This is a genomic window from Novosphingobium gossypii (genome assembly GCF_050433305.1).
GTDB classification, from domain to species: domain Bacteria; phylum Pseudomonadota; class Alphaproteobacteria; order Sphingomonadales; family Sphingomonadaceae; genus Novosphingobium; species Novosphingobium gossypii.
In genome coordinates this window covers 119,761-142,632 of record NZ_JBNPXM010000003.1, presented here as the reverse complement: position 1 = coordinate 142,632, position 22,872 = coordinate 119,761, and the positions used below count along the sequence as shown (strand labels likewise).

The window sequence follows — 22,872 nt, the reverse complement described above, 5'->3', positions numbered from 1 at the left end:
AGTGGGTGTGGGGCATTACATGGCAACGTCGGGCGACTCGAACGGTATCGAGAGATCATTCCTGCATGGGCAACGTTCATGTATTCTGGTTGGCAACGAAACGCTGCTTGCCGAGTGCGGAAAGCTGCTGCTCGACCAGGGTTTCAGCATTGCCGCCGTCGTGGCCGATCCACAGTCCCCTGCCGCCGACTGGGCACGCCGTTCCGGCCTGACGCTGGCGGAAAAGTCGCGCGACTTGCTGGCCGGTGACGGGCATCGCGTCGATTACTTGTTCAGCATCTCCAACCTGTCCGTCCTGCCTGCCGACGTGCTGGCGCTGGCGCGGCGGGCCGCGGTCAACTTCCACGATGGCCCGCTGCCGGAACTGGCAGGCCTGAATACCCCGGTATGGGCGCTGCTGGACGGCGCGGCGCACCACGGTGTGACCTGGCACCTAATGACCGGCGCGGTGGACGAAGGCGCGATCCTTGCAGCGGAGCGGTTCGCCATCGCGCCTGGGGAGACCGCCCTGTCGCTCAACACCCGCTGCTTCGAGGCGGGGCTGCGAAGCTTCGCTGCCATCGTCGGCGATCTCGACGGCGCAGTGGCCCGAGCGGTGCCGCAAAGCCGCCGTCCCGATCGCATGGTAGGCCGTGCGGACCGCCCCCAAGCTGCCGCCACGATCGACTGGAAGCGCCCCGCGCAGGCCATCGCCCGGATGGTGCGGGCACTGGATTTCGGCCTCTATGCCAACCCGATGGGGGCGCCCAAGGCGATGGCCGGGGACCGGCTGCTGCTGGTGCACGAAGTCACGCCGCTGGCAACGGCTTCGGGCCGGGCGCCCGGCACGGTTATTCTGTCCGGCCCGACGCCCGTCATCGCCACCGCCGATTTCGACGTGCGGCTGGATCGCCTTGCCACGCTGGCGGGCGACGTGCTGACCGGCACGCAGGTGAGCGACCTGCTGATCGGCATCCCGGCGCTCGGCTCGCTCGATCCGGCCCACCGCGAAGAGCTGGACGTGCTGGACGCTGCCGCCGGTCGTTACGAAGGCTGGTGGCGACGCCGCCTGCGTCAGCGCGAAGGCCTGCAACTGCCGCAGTTCCGCCCGCGCCTTGGCGATGGCCCGGCACAGCCCTTCGCGTTCGACCGTGCCCTGCCGCCGGGGATCGATGGCGGCACGGCGCTGGCCGCAGTAGTCGCCTGGCTGGCCCGGGTGGCGGATCGCAACTGCGTGGAGATCGGCTATGCCGACCGCGTCAGCCGCGCAAGGCTAGGCGATGTGGCGAACTGGTTCGCACCGGAGATGCCGTTCCGCGTGGAGGTCGATTTCGACGCGCCCCTGACCGTCACCCGTGATCGGGTGGCGCGTGAAGTGGCTGGGCTGCATCGCCGCGTCGCCATCGCCGCCGACCTTATCGCCCGCAGCCCTGAACTGCGCGGGCGAGCCGGTTTCGACCATCCCGTCAGCGTTCAGGTCGTCGACAGCCCGGATGAGGCGCGGGCGGGGGGGGCCGTGCTCGACATCGCGATCTGCCCGGCGCAGGGCACCCTGCGGTGGACCGTGGACGCCACCCGCATCGCCCGCGCCGAGGCCGAGGATCTGGCACGCGGTTTCGCGGCCATGTTCAGCGAAGGCGCATCCGATGCCCCCATCGGCAACCTGTCGCTGCTGACCTGCGAAGAACGCGCCACCGTGCTCGGCGCATGGAATGCCACCGGCGGGCCTGCCGCTGCCGACCCGTGGCATCGCCGTTTCGCCGCACAGGCTGCCCACACCCCCCATAAGGCGGCCGTGACCGCGCTGGGCGCGTCGCTGACCTATGCCGAACTGGATGCGCTGTCGAACCGCATCGCGCATGAACTGGCCGCGCGCGGGGTGGGGCCGGACGTGCTGGTCGGGCTGCACCTGTCCCGCTCGGTGGAGATGATCGCCTGCCTGATCGGCGTCCACAAGGCGGGCGGGGCCTATGTGCCGCTGGACCCGTCATACCCGCGCGACCGCATCGCCCACATGGTGGCCGATTCCGGTCTGGCCCTGATCCTGAGCGAGACGGCACTGGCGGCTGACCTGCCGGAAACGACCGCGCCGATCATGCATGTCGATACCCTGCGCGAGGCCTTCGCCGTCCGTCCGTCCACCGCGATCGACGGCGGCGCGGGCGGGGACGATTTGGCGTACATGATCTACACCTCGGGCTCCACCGGGCTGCCCAAGGGCGTTATGGTGGAGCATCGCAACTTAGCCAACTTCTACGCCGGAATGGACCGCCACATCGCGCCCGACGGCACCTGGCTGGCCGTCACGAGCCTGAGCTTCGACATCTCCACGCTGGAACTGATGTGGCCGCTGATGCACGGCTACCACGTGGTCATCGCCAGCGAACGCGAAGTGCGCGGCGATGTCCCGGCGATGAGCGCGGAAAAGCGCGCCGTCGGTTTCAGCCTGTTCTACTTCGCCAGTACCAGCGCGGGCAGCGCGGCGGAGCAGTACCGCCTGCTGCTTGAGGGCGCGCGCTTTGCCGATGTCCACGGGTTCGAGGCGATATGGACGCCGGAGCGCCACTTCCACGATTTCGGCGGCCCTTATCCCAATCCCGCCGTCGCCGCCGCTGCCATCGCCGCGATCACCTCGCGCGTGCAGATCCGCGCGGGCAGCGTCGTCGGCACCCTGCACCACCCCTTGCGCATCGCGGAGGAGTGGGCGCTGGTGGACAACCTGTCGGGCGGGCGCGTGGGCATCGCCTTCGCCTCAGGCTGGCAGCCGGACGACTTCGTGCTCAACCCCGCCGCTTTCGCAGACCGCGCAGGAACGCTGGCGCGCTGCGTAGACGATGTGCGCGGCCTCTGGCGGGGAGAAGCGCGGGTATGGCCGGGGCCGATGGGCCATGACGTGTCGGTGCGGACCTATCCGCGCCCGGTCCAACCCGAACTGCCGGTCTGGATCACGTCTGCCGGCAGCGTCGAGACCTTCCGCGAGGCGGGGCGCATCGGTGCCAACGTGCTGACGCACCTGCTGGGCCAGTCGGTGGAGGACGTCGCCGCCAAGATCGCCGCCTATCGCGCCTCCCGCAGCGCGGCGGGCCATGCGGGCGAGGGCCGGGTGACGCTGATGCTCCACACGTTCCTGGGTGAAAGCGAGGAGGCGGTGCGCGAAGCCGTGCGCGCCCCGCTGATCGAATACCTGCGCACCTCGACCAACCTGCTCAAGCAGTACGCCTGGTCCTTCCCCGCCTTCAAGACGCCTGCGGGCGCGGCGAAGCTGGAACTGTCCGACCTCAGCGCGGAAGAGACCGACGCCCTGCTCGACCATGCGTTCGAACGGTATTTCGAGACCAGCGGCCTGTTCGGCACGCCCGAGGACAACGTGGCGCTGGTGGCCCGCCTGTCCGGGATCGGCGTGGACGAGATCGGCTGCCTCGTCGACTTTGGGGTGGAGGCGCAGACGGTGATCGACCACCTGCCCGCCATCGCCCGGCTGAAGGAACTGGCGCAGGGCGAGGCGGTGGAGCGCCCGCTGCACGATCTGATGGCACGTCACGGCGTCACGCACCTGCAATGCACGCCCTCGCTGCTGCAGGTGCTGGCGGGGGACGAGGCGTCCCGGCCCGCCCTTGCCGCGCTGAAACACCTGATGGTCGGCGGCGAGGCGTTTCCGCCGCAGCTGGCGGGGGACATGGCCGCGCTGGTTTCGGGCACGGTCATGAACATGTACGGCCCCACGGAAACGACCGTGTGGTCCGCCGTCCACGCACTTGAAGCCGGGGAAGGCGCGCCGCCGCTGGGCAGGCCGCTGCTCAACCAGCAGATCTACATCCTCGACCGCAGCCTGCAGCCGGTGCGGCAGGGGATGCCGGGCGAACTGGTGATCGGCGGCGCGGGCGTGGTGCGGGGCTATCACGACCGTCCCGAACTGACGGCGGAGCGCTTCGTGGCGCATCCCTTCATCGCAGGGGAGCGCGCCTATCGCACCGGCGATCTCGCCCGCCAGCGTCCGGACGGCACGCTGGAGTTCCTGGGGCGGCTGGATCATCAGGTGAAGATTCGCGGCTACCGCATCGAACTGGGCGAGATCGAAGCCGCGCTGACCGCGCACCCGCAGGTCACCGAAGCCGTGGTCATCGCCCGCAGGGAGGGCGCCGCGACCCGCCTTGTCGCCTATGTCGCGCCGCGCGCGAACGCGCCGGGCGTGGAGGAGCTGCGAGCGCATCTACGCGAAGGGCTTCCCGATTTCATGGTGCCCGCCAATTTCGTGCTGCTGGACGCACTGCCGCGCACGCCCAACGGCAAGATCGACCGCAACGCGCTGCCTGATCCGGTGAGCGTGGTGGTGGACAATTCGGCCGATGGCTCCGAAGCCCCGGCCAGCGCCGTCGAAGCGCAGATCCAGGCGATCTGGTGCGACGTGCTGAAGCTGCCGCAAGTGCGCCCGACCGACAACTTCTTCGACATCGGCGGCCATTCGCTGCTGGCGATCCAGGTCCACCGACGGCTGTCGGCGGAACTGTCGCAGCCGGTGGCGCTGACCGATATCTTCCGCTTCCCGACCATCGCCAGCCTTGGCGCGCACCTTTCGGGCGGCGAGGGTGACGTGGGCGCTGCGCTGGAAGGCCAGAACCGCGCCGCCATGCGCAACCAGGCGCGCCAGCGCCGCAGCGTCGCCCGCATTGGCGTGAGGGTCTGAACCATGCACCAGCCCATCGAGGAACCGTTCGATCCCGCGCTCGACCTGTCGAACGCCGTCGCCATTGTCGGCATGTCCTGCCGCTTCGCCGGAGCACGCGGACCGGAGGAATTCTGGTCGATGCTGCGCGATGGCCGCGACGGGATCGAGGACTATTCGGAAGAGCAGCTGCTGGCCGCCGGAGTGCCCCCCGCGCTGCTGCGCAATCCGCACTATGTCCGCCGTGGCGCGCCGCTGGCCGACATGGAGTGCTTCGATGCCACGCTGTTCGGTCTGTCGAAGCGGGATGCGGCGGTCATGGACCCGCAGCACCGCCACTTCCTGGAATGCGCGTGGGAAGCGCTGGAGGACGCAGGGCACACGCCGCAGGGGTTCGCGCAAAGTGCGGGGGGCGTCATCGGCGTCTTCGCCGGGTCCGGGCACAATGCCTACATGCCCTACAACCTCATGACCAACGGCAAGCTGGTCAGCGACATGGGCCTGTTCCTGCTGCGCCACACCAGCAACGACAAGGACTTCCTGACCACGCGGGTGTCGTACCTGCTCGACCTGAAGGGGCCGAGCATCAACGTGCAGACCGCCTGCTCCACCTCGCTCGTATCCATTCACATGGCGGCGCAGAGCCTGCTTTCGGGCGAATGCGACATGGCGCTGGCGGGCGGCGCGTCGATCGAGCTGCCGCACCGGCAGGGCTACCTTTACGAACAGGGTGAGATCTTGTCGCCCGACGGCCTGTGCCGTCCGTTCGACGCCGGGTCCAAAGGCACCGTGTTCGGCAGCGGCGTGGCGGTGCTCGCCCTGCGGCGGCTTGAGGACGCGATTGCCGGTGGCGACCACATTCATGCGGTGATCCGCGGCTCTGCCATCAACAACGACGGCGCGGGCAAGGTCGGCTATCTGGCCCCCGGCGTGGACGGGCAGGCGACCGTCATCGCCGAGGCGCTGGCGGTATCGGGCCTCGATCCCGCCGCGATCGATTATGTCGAGGCGCACGGCACCGGCACGCCCATCGGCGACCCCATCGAAGTGGCGGCGCTGCGGCAGGTGTTCGGCCAGTCCGCCCCGCGCCCCGCGCCCTGCGGGCTGGGTTCGGTCAAGGCCAACATCGGCCATACCGACACCGCTGCCGGGGCCGCAGGTGTCATCAAGGTGGCGCTGGCGATGCGCCACGCCGAGCTTCCCCCCGTTCCCCATTTTCAGGCGCCCAATCCCGAATGTGCGCTGGATACCGGCCTGTTCCGCGTGCAGGCCGCCAGCGCGCCCTGGCTCCGGCGCGACGATCGCCCCCGTCGCGCCGGAGTCAGTTCCCTGGGTGTCGGGGGCACCAACGCGCATATCGTCATGGAGGAGGCGCCCGTGCGCGCGCCCGGCGGGCCGAGCCGTCGCAGCCAGCTGCTGGTGACCTCGGGCGCCACGCAAGGCGCTGCCGACGCGAACGCGCTGGCGCTGGCGGGGCATTTCGCGGCATCGGACGCCGCGCCGCTGGCGGATGCCGCCTACACGCTCGGCACCGGACGCCGGGCGCTGGCGTGGCGGCGGTTCGCCGTGGCTGAAGACGTTCAAGGCGCCGCCTCGGCGCTGCAGGCTGCCGACCGCCACTCCTCGGCGAAGCAGCCCTGTGTGGCAGGTCGCCCAGTCGCGTTTCAGTTCGGCGGCGGCGGGTTGCAGCATGTCGACATGGCGCGCGGCCTTTACGAAAGCGAGCCGGTATTTCGGGCTGCGATCGACGAAGGCCTTGCCGCGCTGTCGCGCATCGCCGGGGGCGACCTTGCGCGCTGGCTGTTCCCGGTGGAGAACGACCGTGCCGAGGCCGCGACGCAGCTTGAGCGCCCGTCCAACGCCCTGCCTGCGCTGTTCATCGTCCAGACGGCGCTGGCCCGCTTCTGGATGGGGCTGGGCATCCGGCCTGCAGCGATGATCGGGCACAGCTGCGGCGAATACGCCGCCGCGCACATCGCCGGCGTCATCGACCTGGAAGCGGGCCTTCGGATCGTTCATGCCCGTGGCCGTCTGTTCGAGACGACCGCGAAGGGCGGCATGATAAGCGTCCCGCTGGCCGAGGCGGAACTGGCCCCGCTGCTGCCGCCCGACCTCTCCATCGCCACGATCAATGCACCCGACCTGTGCGTGGTGTCCGGCGCTGCCGACGCGGTGGCCCGGTTCGCCGAAACGCTCCACGTGCGTGAGGTAGAGGCGCAGGCGATCCCCATCGAAGTCGCGGCGCATTCCGCCATGCTCGACCCGATCCTGCCCGAATTCCGCGCCCTGTTGCGCACGATCGCGTTCAGCGCGCCGCAGATCCCCTTCGCGTCGAACCTGACCGGAACATGGGTAAGCGCGGCGGAGGCGACCGATCCGGAATATTGGGTCCGCCACCTGCGCGAACCGGTGCGCTATACCGACGGCCTGCAGTGCCTGCTGGGCACCGCCGATCAGGTGCTGCTGGAAGTCGGCCCCGGTCGCGCGATGACCAGCCTTGCCCGCCGCCATCCCGCGCGCCAGCCATCGCAGCCGGTGGTCGCTTCCATGCGCCATGTGGGGGAGGACGTGGCGGACGGCCACCGGCTGGCAGAGGCGCTGGGCGAGCTATGGGCGCTGGGCGTCGAGGTGGACTGGGCTGCGTGGTGGGGCGACGAGCGGCGGCTGCGCGTGCCGCTGCCGACCTACCGCTTCGAGCGTGAACGGCACTGGATAGAGCCGGGGCAGACACTGCAGGATGCGCGCGGCGGCGGCGATGCCGAGACCCGGCTGGCGCTGGGCGACTGGGCTTACGAACCGGTGTGGAGCCGCGCAAACCTGCCCGATCGCGGCGAAACCACGGGGCCGGCGCTGGTTCTGTGCGACGACGACGGGTTCGGCAGCGCACTGGCCGTGCAACTGCGGGGTCGCGGCGTCGATACCGTCACCGTGCACGCTGCATCCCGCTTTCGCGCCGACAGTGCCGACGCCTTCGCGCTGCGGCCCGATGTGCGTGAGGACTGGGCGCGGCTGTTCGACCGTCTGAGCCGGGACGGACGCATGCCCCGGCAGGTCCACCACTGTTGGCTGGTCGGTGGGGTGGCTCCCGCCCGGCGACGCGATGCCGCCATTCTTGACCGGGGACTTCATGCCCTGATCGCGATGGCGCCCGAACTGGCTGCCCAGACCGACGAAGGGCTGGTGGTCATCACGCTGGTCACCACCGGCGCGCAGCGGGTAGCGGGGGATACCGGCACGGTGGCGCTCAAGGCCACGGCAATCGGCGCGGGGCGGACCATCGGCGCGGAGTATCCGGCGCTGGAGGTACGCGCCATCGATATCGACCTTGGGCCGCTGAACGCCGCTGCGCCTGCCGAGGCCGTTATCGACGAGGCTTCACTGGACCGCGATCGGCGCGGCATGGGCGGCGACGTCGCCCTGCGTGCCGGGGAGCGGTGGATGCTGGCTTATGGCAACACGCGTGAGCCGCTGGCCGAGGGGCAGGACACCTGGCTGCGGCACGGCGGCGTTTACCTCATCACCGGTGGTCTGGGCGGGCTGGGCTTGTCCATCGCGGACCATCTGGGGCAGGGATATGCGGCGAAGCTGGTGCTCGTCGGGCGCGGCGCGCTGCCCCCTCGCGCGGAGTGGGAGCGGCGGCTGGCGGCGGGCGATCTGCCGCTGGGCGTTGCGGACAGGCTACACCGTCTGCTGGCGCTGGAGGAGGCCGGCGCCGAAGTGGAGCTTGTGGCCGCCGACGTAGCCGACGCGCGGGCGCTGGCGAAGGGCATTCGCCGGGCGGCGGCGCGGTTCGGTCCGGTAGAGGGCGTGTTCCATGCCGCCGGCACTCTCGACGATGGCCTGATGGAAACGCGCACGCGCGCGGCTGTCGAAGCGGTGTTGCGGCCAAAGATCGCCGGTACGCTGGCGCTTGAAGCGGCATTGCATGAGGCACAGCCGCGCCGCGCACCGGACTTTCTGCTGCTGTTCTCTTCGGTCAGCGCCTTTGCCGGGCTGCCGGGGCAGGCGGACTATGCCGCCGCCAATGCGTTTCTGGACGCCCACGCACAAGCCCGCCGCGGCGATGGGGCGACGCGGGTGCTGTCAGTCGGCTGGAGCCAGTGGGCACAGGTCGGCATGGCGGCCGCACTGGGGGCGCGGGGCGGTGGGGACGGCGCGCTTCCCGAGAACCTGGGGCCGGGCCGCGCGATGGAGCACCCGTTCCTGGAACGCTGCATCACCATTTCCGACGACGAATTCGTAGTCGCCGGCACCCTAACCCCCGAACGGCATTGGGTGCTCGACGAGCATCGCGTCGTGGGTGCCGGTGCGCTGCTGCCCGGAACATCTTTTCTTGAGATGCTTCGGGCAGCAGTTGCACTCGTCGAAAAAGGGCCGCTGGAATTTTCCGACGTGACGTTCCTGAAACCCTTTGCGGTAGCTGATGGCGAGGCGCGGGCACTGCGTGTCCATGTTCGCCGGCAGGGGGCGGGCGGCTGGAAGGTCGCCATCCTTGGCCGACCGGCGGCGGGCGGCGAGTGGGTGGAGCATGCCCACGGCGCCGTACGGGCGCGGGCAAGGGCACCGGCTCGCCCCGCGCTGGACCTTGGCGCCGTGGCCGAACGCTGCATCCCCGCACGATGCGGGGCGGCGGACCAGCCGATGATGGCGTTCGGGCCGCGCTGGGACGTCATCGTCCAGGCACTGGCCGGGCCGCATGGCGAAGCGCTGCTGCAGCTTGAACTGCCGCAGCCCTTCAGGGACGAGGCGCAGGCGATGGCCCTGCATCCCGCGCTGCTCGATTTCGCGACGGCGGGCGCGCAGACGCTGATCCCCGGACGCGATCCGGCGCGCGATTTCTACGCGCCGTTCACCTATCGCCGGTGCGCGCTGCACGCCCCCTTGCCTGCGCTGGCGTGGAGCCACATCCGGCTTGTCTCCGCCGACGGGCAGACGGCGGTGTTCGATGTCACCATCACCGATGGCGACGGGCTGATCCTGGCCGAAGTGCGCGAATTCACGATGATCCATGTGGGCGATGCCGCGCGCCTTGCCGCCGTGGTGACCGACGCATCTCGCCCCCCCGAACCGACCGTACTGCCCGGTGCCGAACCCAAAGGCATCCTGCCGTCCGAAGGCGTGGAAGTGATCGCGCGGCTGCTTTCCGGTCGTCATGCGCCGCACACGATCATCTCGCCCTGCGATCTCGGCCCGGTGCTGCGGCGGCTGCGCACGCCGCCGCGTGCGGTGCGCCGGGATGCGGCCGGGGGCGACCCGGCGGATATGCCCGCCACTGCGACCGAACAGGTGATCGCCGACTTGTGGTGCGATCTGCTGGGCGTGGACGCGGTGGGGCGGCACGACAACTTCTTCGACCTTGGCGGCCATTCGCTGCTGGCCGTGCAGTTCACCAATCGCCTGCGCCGTAAGACGGGGCGGACGCTGCCGCTGGCGGCGATGCTGGGCCAACCGACCGTGGCAGGTCTGGCGGCGACCCTCGACCCCGACGGTGCTGCGCCGGACCTTCGCGGCGATGAGCCGGACGGCAGGGGCACAGGCATGGGCAGGGGCATCGTCACCATCCGCAAGGGCGGGCAGGGGACGCCGCTGTTCCTGGTCCATGACGGGCTGGGCGAGACGCTGCTCTATCGGGGTATGGCGCTGCGGCTGGACGGTACCCGCCCGGTTCTGGGGCTCGAACCGCTGCGCAAGGCGGACGGTGGCCACGCCCATACCCGCATAGACGAGATGGCAGCCTGGTACATCACGCAGGTCCGTGCGGTGCAGCCTGCCGGGCCGTACCTGCTGGCGGGACTGTGCGCGGGCGGGGTGATCGCCTTCGAGATGGCGCAGCAGTTGCAGGCGGCGGGCGAGCAGGTGGCCTTCGTCGGCATCATCGACGCTGCCGACGTCGAGGCGCGCAAGCATCGCTTCGGCGAGAGCCGCACCCGCCTTGCCCGGCTGCTGGCCTCCGTCCGGGGGGGCAATGTCCTTCAGGCGGTGCCCGACATCGCCCGGCGAGGGTGGAACCTGATGCGCTGGGAAGTCGAATCGCGCCTGCGCCGCGCGCAAGACCGGCGCACCGTGCAGACCCTGCGCGAAGGAGAGGGGGGGCCGCAGGACGACGGCGCCGCGTCGATGCCGTTCCTCAAGCTCTACGAAGTCGCGCATCGCGAACATCGCCCGCTCGGCATCCTGCAGTCGGCCAGCGTGGCGCTGTTCAAGGCCGCCGACGATACCGGTGTGGTAGAGGATACGGCCTATCGCATGATCTACCGGGACTATGCATTGGGCTGGGGCCGGCGCGTGCGGGAGGACATCCTCATCCTCGACGTGCCCGGCGGGCACGGATCTTGCCTGCAGGAACCGCATGTCGATACGCTGGCGCCGCTGTTCCAGGGCGCGCTGGACGATGCGCTGGCGCAGTACCGCCCGTGGCCCGGCATGGCCTTGCAGGAAGAGCGGATCGACGCCTTCGAACAGGCGGCGGAATGATGGGCGCGCGCTCGGCCCGGTCGTCTCTGGTGTTCCCGATCGACGTCGTCATCGTCAATTACCGCACGGCGGCGCTGGTGGTCGAGTGCCTGGAGAGCATCGAGCAGGAACGCCGAAGCGCAGTGGGAGCGGGTCTGCGCGTGGTGGTGGTGGACAACGCCTCGGGCGATGGTTCTGCCGATGCCTTGCAGGCGGCGATAGAGGCGCGCCGGTGGCACTGGGTGACGCTGCTGCGATCGCCCGCGAACGGCGGCTTTGGGGCGGGGTGCAACATGGGGATCGGCCACGTCCTGCGCGACCGGCGGGCGCGGGCGGTCTGGCTGCTCAACCCCGATACCCGCGTGATGCCGGGCGCGGTGGAGGCGCTGGCGACGTTCCTGGCGGCAACGCCGCGCGCCGGGGTGGTGGGCACCGCGCTGCTGCTGGCGGACGGCACCCCTTGGCCCTACGCCTTCCGCTTTCCGACCGTGCTGGGCGAACTGGAGCGAGGGATGCGCTGGGGCCCGGCATCGCGGCTGCTGGCCCGCCATGCAGTGGCCCGCACGATGGACGGGCGCGCGACTCAGGCCGACTGGGTCTCCGGCGCCAGCGTGGCCGTCCGGCGCGAGGCGCTGGAACAGGGGCTTCGGTTCGACGAGGGGTATTTCCTCTATTACGAGGAAACGGACTTCTGCCGCTCGGCGCAGGCGCTGGGCTGGCAGTGCTGGTACGCGCCGCACCCCGTCGTGCTGCATATCGCGGGGCAGAGCACCGGCGTCACTGGCCAGCAGGCCAACGCGCGGCGGGTGCCCGGCTACTGGTTCGCGTCGCGCCATCGCTACTTCCGCAAGAACCACGGGTGGACTTACGCGCTGGCGGCGGACTGTGCGTGGATTGCCGGGCATCTGGTGCACCTGTCGAAGAAGGCGCTGGGGCGCGCTTCGGGAGAGGATCCGCCGCGGCTGCTGAGCGACTTCTGCCGTCATGTGCTGCCGCTGCCGGGACGCCGCCGGGCCGGGGGCTGAGGCGGGGGATGGTGGATGCGCGAATCATGCAGGTGCTGCGCGAACATGGCGTCGCGGCACAGCGGCTGGAGGCGCCCTTCGCCTTGTGGCAGGTGCAGCCGCTGGACGGGCCGCAGGAGCCGCTGACGGCCCTACTGGACGACGGGGAGCGGCAGCGCGCGGCGCGCTTTGCAGTCGATGCACTGGCCCGTCGATACCGCGCGGCGCATGGCGCCCTGCGGCTGCTGGTGGAGTCGGAATTCGGCATCCCTGCCCGGCAGCAGCGCTACGCCGTCAACGCCTACGGCAAGCCGTACCTCCCCGATGCGCCGCAGGTCCGAAGCAGCATCAGCTACAGCGCCGGACAGGCGCTGGTCGCATTGTCGCCGGAGCGCGAGATCGGCATCGACATCGAGCAGGTGCGTCCCATCCACGACGCGATGGACCTGGCCTCGGCGTATTACACGGATAGGGAAATGGAGCAGTTGGGCCTGTGTCCGGCCGGAGAGATCGACCATGCCTTCCTGACCGTCTGGGTGCGGAAAGAGGCGTGTTGCAAAGCGGTCGGCAAAGGTCTGTCGATCGAACCGTCATCGTTCGAGTGCGGAACAGGCTGCGGACAGCGCAGCGTGCGTATCGACGGCGGGATCGTGGAGTGCGATGTTATCGACCCGAAGGGCGGCTTTTTGATTTCTTGGGCTGCAAGCCGTTCCTGAAACAGTCAGGTGTTACTGGAGAGTATGCCGACTTGTCAGCCGGCCTGCGCCTGAAGCAGACCTTCGCGGATGACATAGGCGATCATATGGGCGCGATTGCGCGTGCGGGTCTTGAGGCGCACGTTCTCGACGTGACGCTCGACCGTGCACGGGGCGATTTTCAGTTCGATCGCCGTTTCCTTGGCCGACCGGCCCATCGCGACATACTGCAGAACGTCCAGTTCACGTGAAGTCAGCTGGACATTTTCATTAGCCTCTAGTCTGTACATCTAGATAACCCCCAATATTTCGAATGGAGTAAACTAACTCCATAAACCGAATGTCGCACTGCTCTTAGGGAGAGTCACGCAATATTTTGAGGGAATATACCTAATATCCAGCCCTTTGGGCGGGTGTCCGTACCTGAATGGGATTCCGAAAAATCAGGATAAGCAGGCCATCTGGAAGACTTGGGCGTAACATAAGTAAATAGACGTTCGATTAATCAGCTTTTGTAACGAACTGTGTCTTTGCGGCGATGTGGACTGATGATCTTCTGCGCGCCGTCTTTCGGGATAGATCGAAGATCCTTCGATGCGATTCGCAATCTGCTTTCCTGCCATCATGCGCGATGCCGCTTCGGCCATCATGCCGGGAAAGGAAGGCTGCACCGGGTCGTCTCTACCGTCACCCGAACCGGGGTTGGACAAGGCCAGCAGTTCGCCCGCCCTTACCGCCGCCTGAGTGCGGTTCTCCACGCCCAGCTTGCGCAGGATGGCCTTCACGGCCGCCTTTACCGAAGCCTCGTTCACGGTCATCTCGCGCGCGATGGCCTTGTTGGGCTGACCTTGTGCCAGCAGTTCGAGAACGCGCAGTTCCCGATCCCGAAAGCCATAGGAGTCCAGCATCGGTGACGGGGCTGATCGGCGCGAAGAAGCGGGCAGGCTTATCAGGAAATCGATGACTTCGGGCGGAGCCACCTTCTGCCCGCCGCCTACCATCTGCAGGATCGCCACCAGCGATCGATAAGGCACCTGGTCCGGGAAATAGGCATAGGCGCCTGCCGCGTAGAGCGCGACCATCTCCTCAAAGTCGAACGCGCCGGTCAGCACCACCACGCGCAGGTCCGCATGCATGTGCCGGACGTCCTGCAGGGCCTGAACGCAGTTCGTTCGCAGCAGGTCGCGTTCGATCACCAGAAGGTGGGGATCGTGGCCTGCGTGCGCTGCAAGATCGAGTTCATCAAGGGCGTTGACGCATTCGGTGACTTCAAAGCCTGCATCAGTAAAAATGCGCCGCAACCCTTCGCAAATGATTGAATTTGTGATCGCGATGGAAATGGATGCGGGCATTTCGGTTCGCAGGCCCTTCTTGTCTGTTAGCCCCGAGACGTCCGAATAGCATGCTTCAAGATTAATATTTTGACAATCGCTTAAAAACTAGGGGTCAATCGCCTTAGTCAAGTGATGGTGGATACTATGAGGGCGGCGGTGCGGGCCATCCCTGACCTGCGCCGCCCCCCTGAAGGTGAAGAAGACACCCGGCGTTTATCTTGCGCGCGTCCTCAGGCCGCAGCGGCGTCCTCTATGGCCACCGGCTTCAGCCGGGGGCTGAGGAGGTGAACCGCCAGCAGCGCCAGCAGGTAGGCACTGGCACATATGGCGAAGAGCACTTCGTAGCTGTGCGTCGCATCGAGGATGTAGCCCGCAAACAGGGCCATGCCCATGCCGCCAAGCGCGCCTGCGGTGCCTCCGATGCCCACCACCGAGCCGACCGCGCCGCGCGGAAACACGTCGGAAGGCAGGGTGTAGAGGTTGGCGGAGAACGCCTGGTGCGCTGCCGTGGCAAGGCCGATGACCAGCACCGCCGTCCACACGCTGTCCACGCTCTGCACGAACCAGATGGGCAGCACGCACAGGGCGCAGATAAGCATCGTCGTCTTGCGTGCGAAGTTGGGCGTGCGGCCCGCCGCGATCAGTTTGGAGGACATCCAGCCGCCGGCGATGCTGCCCACGTCGGAAATCAGGTAGATCGCCGCCAGCGGCAGCCCAAAGCTCTTGAGATCGAGGTCGTAGCGCTCGAACAGGTAACCGGGCAGCCAGAACAGGAAGAACCACCAGATGGGGTCGATCAGGAACTTGCCCAGCGCAAAGGCCCAGGTTTCGCGCACCACCAGCAGGCGGCCCCAGCCGATCTTGGTGACCGGGTCAGCGGGATCCTGGCGGATATAGGCCAGTTCCTCCGGGGTGACGCGGGGGTGTTCGTCCGGGTGGCGGTAGACGGCCCACCATACGGCCAGCCAGATGATCCCGAACAGGCCGGTGACGAAGAACGCCATGCGCCAGTCGAACCACAGCACCAGCAGCGGCACCAGCAGCGGGGTGACGATGGCGCCGACATTGGCGCCCGCATTGAACACGCCGATCGCCAGCGCGCGCTCCTTCTGCGGGAACCAGTCGGTCACGGCGCGGATGCCGGCTGGGAAATTGCCCGATTCACCCACGCCCAGGCCGAACCGGGCGACCGCGAAGGACGTGATGCCGGTGGCGAACCCGTGCGCCATGTGGCTGATCGTCCAGATGACGATGGCCACAGTGTAGCCCAGCCTTGCACCCAGCGTATCGACGATCTTGCCGAACGACAGATAGCCGATCGCGTAGGCCATCTGGAACCAGAACACGATCCCGGCAAAATCGGACTCGCTCCAGTTGAATTCTGCCGAGAGCGTGGGCTTGAGCACGCCGATCATCTGGCGATCGACGTAGTTGATGGCGGTCGCCGCGAACAGCAGCGCCACCACTACCCAGCGATAGCGCCCGACTTTGGGCGGCGCCGAGGCGCCTGTCGTCGAGCCTGCGGTGCCGGCCGTCCGGCCTGCAACGCCGTGGGTTTCTGCATCCATTTCCCTGCTCCCTTGCGACCGTCTTGTGATCTGTCGCCTTTTGATGCCTGTCAGGCCGGTGTCGCTGCGACTATGCCGCACGCGATGGTACCGTGTCCTTCGAAAGTCGCCAGTACCTGTTGGCCCGGAATGACGGGATGCACGCCGGTGACCGCGCCGGTGGACACCCAGGTGCCGCCGCTGCAGTCGATGCCGCGCGCCGACAGGTTGCCCAGCAGGAAGCGCACCGCGCCCAGCGGGCCGTCCAGCATCGTCGCGGTGGTAGCCTGCCCCGCCGTTTCCCCGTCGATGTCGAGGCGCACGGTGATGGCGTCGAAGTCGATCGTCTCCCAGCCTTCCAGCACCGGACCCACGACCATGCCGTAGTTGTTGCCATAGTCGGAGACGGTCACCGGCGGCCCGTCCTCGTTGATGCGCGGATAGGGCGAACTGGCCACTTCGATGCCGATGTGGACAGCGTCCAGGATGGCACGGGTGGCGTCGTCGTCCTTCGGCACCACGCCGTTCCAGCCCGGCGCGACATGCAGCAGGAACTCTGCCTCCGCTGCGCCGAACCCGTCGGCGAAGATCGGCATCTCGGGCGATTCATCTCCGGTGATCGTCACCACGCTGTCGTTGAAGATCGGCCCGGCCAGCCGGTTGCTGGCAAGCTGGACGTCAAGCGGCGGGTTGATCTTGCCAACCTTCCAGCCGGCAATTTCGCGCCCGTCGAACTCGATGGCGAAGTCCTGGATGGCATAGCCGTCGCCGAGATCGGCGGGCGCCTGTCCGGGATAAGTTTCCAGAGCGCGCTTTTCGCGCCGCGCCGTCACGAATGCTTCGGCGACTGATTTAGCCGTGTCTGTCAAAACGATCCCCACCCAAATGTACCGTGTTCCAGATCACTCGACACCGGTGTCAATCGATGCTTCGGCGACCCGCGTTCTTCCAGAGTGTCCGCTCTGTCGGGATGGTCACCCCGCGCAAGTGCCCGAATGCGCACTTCCGACTTCACGCCCCGTATGCGACATACTGGATTGTGAATGGTAACCGGTGTCATATTGCCTTTCACGCTGCATGAAGGCAAGCCGGAAAAATTCGCATCGTATGCCGGTGCGAAGCCAGACGATTTAAGGACGCCGCATGGCAGAAGGCCAGAAACCCACGATCAACGACGTCGCGCGCCTTTCGGGCGTGTCCAAGAAGACGGTAAGCCGGGTCATCAACAAGTCGCCGCTGCTGAACCAGACCACCCGCGAAAAGGTGGAAACGGTGATCGCCGAGTTGGGCTACGTCCCCAATCCGCAGGCCCGCGCGCTGGCGCTGCGGCGCAACTTCCTGATCGGGCTGATCCACGACAATCCCAACGCGCAGATGGTGCTGGGGGTGCAGGAGGGTATCCTCGACACCATCCGCGGCACCGAGTTCGCGCTGGTCGTTCATCCGGTCAACCGCCACTCTCCCACGCTGAACGACGACATCCGCCGCTTCATCGAACAGCAGCGGCTTTACGGGGTCATGCTGCTGCCGCCGCTGTCCGAGCGGGACGACCTTGCTGAACTGTGTCGTGATCTGGGCTGCACGGTCGTCCGCATGGGTTCGGCGCGACTGGACGATGACGAGCATCTGGTCGCATCCAACGACCGGCAGGCTGTGCGCGAGGCGGTCGGCTGGCTGGCGGAACTGGGCCATACGCGGATCGGTTTCGTCGCCGGACCTGACGGCTTCCGGTCTGCTCAGGAGCGCGAACAGGGTTTCCTCGAGGGGCTGGCGGACGCGGGATTAAGCGCTGACCCTGCGATCATGGCGGGCGGCACCTACCGCTTCGAATCAGGTAAGGCCGCCGGAGAGAAGCTCCTGTCAGCTGAAGTGCCCCCGACCGCCGTCTTCTCCAGCAATGACGAGATGGCAGCCGGCGTGCTCCACGCCGCGCGCGAGCGGGGGCTGAACGTCCCCGAAGACCTGTCGATCATCGGCTTCGACGATACCGCCACGGCCGCGCACATCTGGCCGCCGCTCACCACCGTGCGCTGGCCGATCCGCACGATGGCAAGCACGGCTGCGGCCAAGCTGATCCGGCCAGTCACGGCGGCTTCGGAACCCTCGTTCTTCCTGTCCGATCTGATCCGGCGCGCGTCCGCAGTGCCGCTACGGTCACGGTGAAGGGCTCAGGACGGTTATTTTGGAATCGCGGCGTTGACACCGGTTACCTGAACCGGATACGCTTCGCCGCGAAGAGTTGAACGGGAGAGTTCGCAGTGTTCTGCAAGACGTACCACGCCACCCATCCGGACATGATGGAGTGTGTTTCCAACGAAGAACTGCGCGACCGTTATCTGGTCACCGGCATGTTCAAGGCAGGCGAGGTCAACCTCAACTACTCGCACAACGAGCGCTTCATCATCGGCGGTGCGGTTCCGGGTGCGGAGCCGCTCAAGCTGCCGCTGCAGACGGTGCCCAAGAGCGCCGAGGGCAAGTCGTTCTTCGAACGTCGCGAGGCAGGCATCACCAACATCGGCGGCCCCGGTGCGATCACGGTCGACGGCCAGCGGTTCGAGATGAAGAACAAGGAATGCCTCTACGTGCCCATGGGCAGCAATGAGGTGATCTTCGAAGGTGAGGGCGCGCGCTTCTACATCGCGTCGGTCCCCGCTCACAAGGCGCTGCCGATCAAGCACATCACCCTCGACCAGGCCAACCCGCTGGCGCGCGGCGACCTGGCAAATTCCAACCAGCGCACGATCTACCAGCTGGTGATCCCCGGCGTGTGCGAGAGCGCGCAGCTCCTGCTCGGCCTGACCGTGCTGGAGGAAGGCTCGGTCTGGAACACGATGCCGCCGCACCTCCACGACCGCCGCTCGGAAATCTACCTGTACTTCGAGCTGCCGGAAGAGAACGACCGCATCTTCCACTACATGGGCGAACCCGATCAGATGCGCCACATCGTGATCGCCAACGAAGAGGCCGTCATCAGCCCGCCGTGGTCCATCCACATGGGTTCGGGCACAAAGAAGTACGCATTCATCTGGGCGATGGGCGGGGAGAACCTCGACTATACCGACATGAACGTGCTGGACATCTGCCAGCTTCAGTAAGCGCAGCCTGCTGCAGGGTTACCCCTCCCGCGCTTCGCAACGGGGCGCGGGAGACGCACATTCTGACGGGATAGGACATATGGCAATTTCCTTCGACCTGACGGGCAAGGCCGCGCTCGTCACCGGCGCCAATACCGGCATCGGGCAGGCCATCGCCGTCGCCCTGGCGCAGGCGGGTGCGGACGTTGCGGTTGCGGGCCGCTCGGAACCGACGGAGACACTGGACCTGATCGCCGCCACGGGCCGCAAGGCGGTGAACATCAAGGCCGACCTGTCCAGCATCGAGCCGGTGGACCGCGTCGTCGCGGAAACCGTCGCCGCGCTTGGCAAGGTCGACATCCTGATCAACAACGCCGGGATCATCCGCCGCGACGACCTGCTGCAGTTTTCCGAAGCGGATTGGGACGCGGTGATCGACACCAACCTCAAGACGCTGTTCTTCCTCAGTCAGGCGGCAGCCAAGGGCATGGTGGAGCGCGCTACGGACGGCCCGAGCGCGGGCAAGATCGTCAACATCGCCTCGCTGCTGACCTTTCAGGGCGGTATCCGCGTCCCCAGCTATGCGGCCGCGAAGTCCGGCGTCAGCGGCGTCACCAAGGCGATGGCCAACGAACTGGCGCCCAAGGGTGTGCAGGTCAACGCGATCGCGCCCGGCTACATCACCACCAACAATACCGCCGCGCTTGCCGCCGATGAAACGCGCAACCGCCAAATCCTTGAGCGCATCCCGACCGGGCGCTGGGGCAGGCCCGAGGATATAGCAGGCGCTGCGGTGTTCCTTGCGTCTCCGGCGGCGGATTACGTTACCGGCCACATCCTTGCGGTCGACGGCGGCTGGCTCGCGCGCTAACCCCTTGACGGGAGAACGCGTTGAAAGGGATGGATGAATGACGGGTCATGTGGTGTGTTTCGGCGAGGTGCTGCTGCGCTTCGCCACGCCGCCTGCGCGCCTGACGGTGCAGTGCGACGCGCTGGAGATGGTCGTGGGCGGGGCCGAGGCCAACGTCGCGGCGGGACTTGCGTCGCTGGGCCATGACGTGAAGATGGTGACGCGCCTGCCGTCCAGCCCGCTGGGCGACAAGGCGTGCGCTGCGCTGGGTGCCGCCGGGGTCGACATCACGCATGTGGGTCGGGAAACCGGTCGTATGGGCCTCTATTTTCTGGAGACCGGCGCGGGCCTGCGACCTTCGTCGATCACGTATGACCGCGAAGGCTCGGTGTTCGCGACCTCCACGGCGGATCGGTTCGACTTCGCCGCTGCGCTGGACGGTGCCCGGCTGCTCCACCTTTCGGGCATCACCCCCGCGCTTGGTCCCGGCGGCGTGGCGCTGGCGCAGGCGGCGGTTGCCGCTGCCGATGCCGCAGGCGTGCCGATCTGCTTCGATGGCAATTACCGCGCGCTGTTGTGGGATGCCTGGGACAGCAACCCGCGTGAAATCCTGACCGGCCTGATGCAGTCGGCGACGGTCATGATCGGCAACCACCGCGACATTTCGCTGCTGCTGGGCAAGGCTTTCTCCGGAGACGGGTCCGACCGGCGGCGCGAGGCGGCGCTGGCAGCCTTCGAGGCGTTTCCGAAGCTGCAGTTGATCGCCTCGACCGCGCGGCATGTGGTCAATTCGGGCCATCACCGTATCGCCGCGCGGCTCGACGCGCGGGACGGCGCGCACCAGACCAGCGAAGTCGATGTGACCGGCATCGTCGATCGTATCGGTACCGGCGACGCCTTTGCCGCCGGCGTCCTGCACAAGTGGCTGGGCGGCGCAGATCTGGTCGCTACGGCACAGGCGGGGCTGGCTTATACCGTGCTGAAGCACACCGTCCCCGGCGATATGTGTCTTGTCGGCCCGACAGAGCTGGAGGCATTTTCAGCCAGCGGCGGCGACGTGCGACGGTAAGGGCCCGCTATTCCGGGCAAACTACCGGTATGACGCCTTGCCGATGACGCGGGTGTAAGGACAGCCAGCGCGCCCGAATCAAATCGGGGACGACGAGGCGGATCGGGGAGAGAACAGGATGCCACAACCGACGATCACCCGCCGTGCCTTCACCGGATCGGCGGCGATGCTGGCGGCCGCCGCGCCGCTTCCGTCGCTGGCCCGACCGGTCAGGGCGCCGCGCGCGGGCCGCTACACCGGGGCGGTCGAGAATGGCGTGCATGCCTTCAAGGGCATCCGCTATGGTCGTGCCGAACGCTTTGCCCGGCCCGTAGCGGAACCGTGGGACGGTCCTGTCCTGTCAGCGACGAAGTTCGGGCCACTCTGCCCGCAACGGGCCATGGCGGACGAAGCGCAACGGGAAGACTGCCTCTACCTCAATGTCTGGACGCCCGAAGCCGACCCGCGCGCCCGGCGGGCGGTGATGGTCTATTTCCACGGCGGCGCCTACACTACGGGCTCCGTCACCGATCCGCTGACGCATGGCGGCAGGCTCGCGGCGGACGGCGATGTGGTGGTGGTAACCGTGAACCACCGGCTCAACGCGCTGGGCTATGCCTGGCTCAAGCCGTTCGGCGCACGCTATGCCGACAGTGGCAATCTGGGTCAGTTGGACCTGATCCTGGCGCTGCAATGGGTGCGCGCGCACATCGCCGCCTTCGGCGGCGATCCAGCGCGGGTGATGGTCTTCGGCCAGTCCGGCGGCGGCGCCAAGATCGCGACGCTGATGGCGATGCCCGCCGCCAAGGGCCTGTTCCACAGCGCCGCGACGATGAGCGGCCAGCAGGTGCAGGCCAGCGGCCCCGGGCACGCCTGGGCCCGCACGCAAGCCTTCATGAAAGCGCTGAAACTGGCGCCTACCGATGTCGAAGGCCTGCGCACGATGCCGGTCGAGCGGCTGGTGGACGGGCTGCAGGCGGTCGATCCGGTGATGGGCGGCGGGGTTTATTTCGGCCCGGTGCTCGACATGACGAACCTGCCGCGCCATCCGTTCTGGCCCGATGCCGCGCCGCAGTCGCTGGGCGTGCCGATGATCCTGGGCAACGTGCGCGAAGAAACCCGCGCCTTCCTCGATCCGCGCGGGGCCAAGGTGCAGGGTCTGTCATGGGATAACCTCGCCGCGCGCATCCAGCCCGAGATCAAGATCGACCTCGATCCCGTCTGGGTGGTGGAACAGTACCGCGCGCGCGCGCCGGACTGGACTGCGGAGCAGGTCTACTACGCCGCGACGACCGCGGGCCGCTCCTGGCCGGGACAGGTAATCGAGGCGGACGAACGCGCCGCTGCGGGCGCGCAGGCGACCTGGGTCTATCAGCTGGACCGGCGCTCACCTATCGATCCCCTGCGCGGGGCGGCGCATACGGATGACATTCCCTATGTCTTCGGTACGCTCGACGCGCCGGGCAGCTATTCGGGCGTCGATGCCGAGGCCCGGCGGTTAAGCGCAGCGATGATGCGCGCTTTCACCGGCCTTGCGAAGACCGGCAGGCCGGGGCTGGCCGAATGGGCGCCCTACCGCCTGCCCGATCGCGCCACGATGGTGTTCGACGCTGCATCACGGCTGGAGAACGACCCCCGCCGCTGGCAGCGTGAACTGTGGGCCACTGCGCCTTACGTGCAGCCGGGGGTCTGACGCCGTCCCGAACCTGATCCGGGGCGGCCTGCGGATCACTTCGTTTTCGGCGGGTTGGGATAGGCGATGACCAGCGACAGCGGTTCCTCGCCGCGCTGCCATATGCCCACCACGGCGCCGTCGTAGAGATAGGCTGTCATGCCAGGGCGCAGCGTCGCGCGCTGGCCGTCGGACACCACTTCGCCCTGTCCCGAAAGCACGTAGTAAACCTCGTCATGGGCGATGGGATGTTCACCGATGGCCGCGCCCTTGTGCAGGATGCGGCGGCGAAACTCCATCGTGCGCGGGGCAGGCGCGGCGTCGGAGATGCGATAGGCGGTGCTCATGCCGATCTTGCCGTGAGGCGTGGCCTCCTCTCGCACGGTGTCGCGCTCGTCGATCACGGCCATCGGCGGTGCTGCTGCAAGCAGGGCAAGGGCGGCGGCGATCACAGGAAGCGCTCCAGCAGGATCAGGACAATGCGCGTAGAACGGCTCTTTTCCATGGATTCGTCTCCCAAAAAAGCGTTTCGACCGAGGTATTGACAGGGCGG

The 22,872-nt window shown here is 67.6% G+C and carries 15 protein-coding genes; 10 read left to right on the top strand and 5 right to left on the bottom strand.

The features are described 5' to 3' along the window. The first annotated feature begins 1 nt into the window (after position 1). From GGR40_RS08180 to GGR40_RS08165, 4 genes are read left to right on the top strand one after another with little or no spacing between them, the layout of a single operon-like run. Positions 2-4,663, top strand: a complete 4,662-nt coding sequence (locus GGR40_RS08180) for a MupA/Atu3671 family FMN-dependent luciferase-like monooxygenase (RefSeq protein WP_429275731.1) — start codon at positions 2-4, stop codon at positions 4,661-4,663. Positions 4,664-4,666: 3 nt separating this feature from the next. Further along, complete coding sequence (locus GGR40_RS08175; RefSeq protein WP_429275730.1) at positions 4,667-11,116, top strand: type I polyketide synthase; 6,450 nt, start codon at positions 4,667-4,669, stop codon at positions 11,114-11,116. Continuing rightward, entirely contained in the window at positions 11,113-12,120 is a 1,008-nt protein-coding gene (locus tag GGR40_RS08170; protein WP_429275729.1) for a glycosyltransferase family 2 protein, read from the top strand. Before GGR40_RS08175 ends, GGR40_RS08170 begins: the two co-directional genes overlap by 4 nt. Before the next feature lie 26 nt (positions 12,121-12,146). Further along, positions 12,147-12,815 (top strand): 4'-phosphopantetheinyl transferase family protein, encoded by a 669-nt coding sequence (locus GGR40_RS08165; protein WP_429275728.1) that lies wholly within the window; start codon positions 12,147-12,149, stop codon positions 12,813-12,815. Between the two features lie 35 nt (positions 12,816-12,850). Here GGR40_RS08165 and GGR40_RS08160 read toward each other — a convergent pair whose 3' ends face one another. Continuing rightward, positions 12,851-13,084, bottom strand: a complete 234-nt coding sequence (locus GGR40_RS08160; RefSeq protein WP_429275727.1) for a response regulator transcription factor — start codon at positions 13,082-13,084, stop codon at positions 12,851-12,853. A 153-nt stretch (positions 13,085-13,237) separates the two neighbouring features. After that, on the bottom strand, positions 13,238-13,930 hold the full coding sequence (locus GGR40_RS08155) for a LuxR C-terminal-related transcriptional regulator (RefSeq protein WP_429275726.1): 693 nt from the start codon (positions 13,928-13,930) through the stop codon (positions 13,238-13,240). Here GGR40_RS08155 and GGR40_RS08150 point away from each other — a divergent pair. Further along, positions 13,925-14,113 (top strand): hypothetical protein, encoded by a 189-nt coding sequence (locus tag GGR40_RS08150; RefSeq protein ID WP_429275725.1) that lies wholly within the window; start codon positions 13,925-13,927, stop codon positions 14,111-14,113. The genes GGR40_RS08155 and GGR40_RS08150 overlap by 6 nt on opposite strands. A 245-nt stretch (positions 14,114-14,358) precedes the next feature. Here GGR40_RS08150 and GGR40_RS08145 read toward each other — a convergent pair whose 3' ends face one another. Both GGR40_RS08145 and GGR40_RS08140 read right to left on the bottom strand, forming a co-directional pair. Beyond that, on the bottom strand, positions 14,359-15,696 hold the full coding sequence (locus GGR40_RS08145; protein ID WP_429275724.1) for an MFS transporter: 1,338 nt from the start codon (positions 15,694-15,696) through the stop codon (positions 14,359-14,361). A 50-nt stretch (positions 15,697-15,746) separates the two neighbouring features. After that, complete coding sequence (locus GGR40_RS08140; protein ID WP_429275723.1) at positions 15,747-16,544, bottom strand: 2-keto-4-pentenoate hydratase; 798 nt, start codon at positions 16,542-16,544, stop codon at positions 15,747-15,749. A 274-nt stretch (positions 16,545-16,818) separates the two neighbouring features. Between GGR40_RS08140 and GGR40_RS08135 the strand changes: the two genes are divergently transcribed. From GGR40_RS08135 to GGR40_RS08115, 5 genes are all read left to right on the top strand, one after another. Next, a complete protein-coding gene (locus GGR40_RS08135) occupies positions 16,819-17,838 on the top strand; it encodes a LacI family DNA-binding transcriptional regulator (protein WP_429275722.1) in 1,020 nt (339 codons plus the stop codon). A 95-nt stretch (positions 17,839-17,933) separates the two neighbouring features. Then, positions 17,934-18,770 (top strand): 5-dehydro-4-deoxy-D-glucuronate isomerase, encoded by an 837-nt coding sequence (kduI, locus tag GGR40_RS08130; protein WP_429275721.1) that lies wholly within the window; start codon positions 17,934-17,936, stop codon positions 18,768-18,770. Positions 18,771-18,849: 79 nt separating this feature from the next. Beyond that, on the top strand, positions 18,850-19,620 hold the full coding sequence (kduD, locus tag GGR40_RS08125; protein ID WP_429275720.1) for a 2-dehydro-3-deoxy-D-gluconate 5-dehydrogenase KduD: 771 nt from the start codon (positions 18,850-18,852) through the stop codon (positions 19,618-19,620). A gap of 37 nt (positions 19,621-19,657) precedes the next feature. Further along, entirely contained in the window at positions 19,658-20,668 is a 1,011-nt protein-coding gene (locus GGR40_RS08120; protein WP_429275719.1) for a sugar kinase, read from the top strand. Positions 20,669-20,786: 118 nt separating this feature from the next. Further along, the gene (locus GGR40_RS08115; RefSeq protein ID WP_429275718.1) at positions 20,787-22,340 is read left to right on the top strand and encodes a carboxylesterase/lipase family protein; all 1,554 of its coding nucleotides are present in this window, start codon (positions 20,787-20,789) and stop codon (positions 22,338-22,340) included. A gap of 35 nt (positions 22,341-22,375) precedes the next feature. Here GGR40_RS08115 and GGR40_RS08110 read toward each other — a convergent pair whose 3' ends face one another. Continuing rightward, on the bottom strand, positions 22,376-22,729 hold the full coding sequence (locus GGR40_RS08110; protein ID WP_429275975.1) for a cupin domain-containing protein: 354 nt from the start codon (positions 22,727-22,729) through the stop codon (positions 22,376-22,378). Positions 22,730-22,872: the final 143 nt, after the last annotated feature.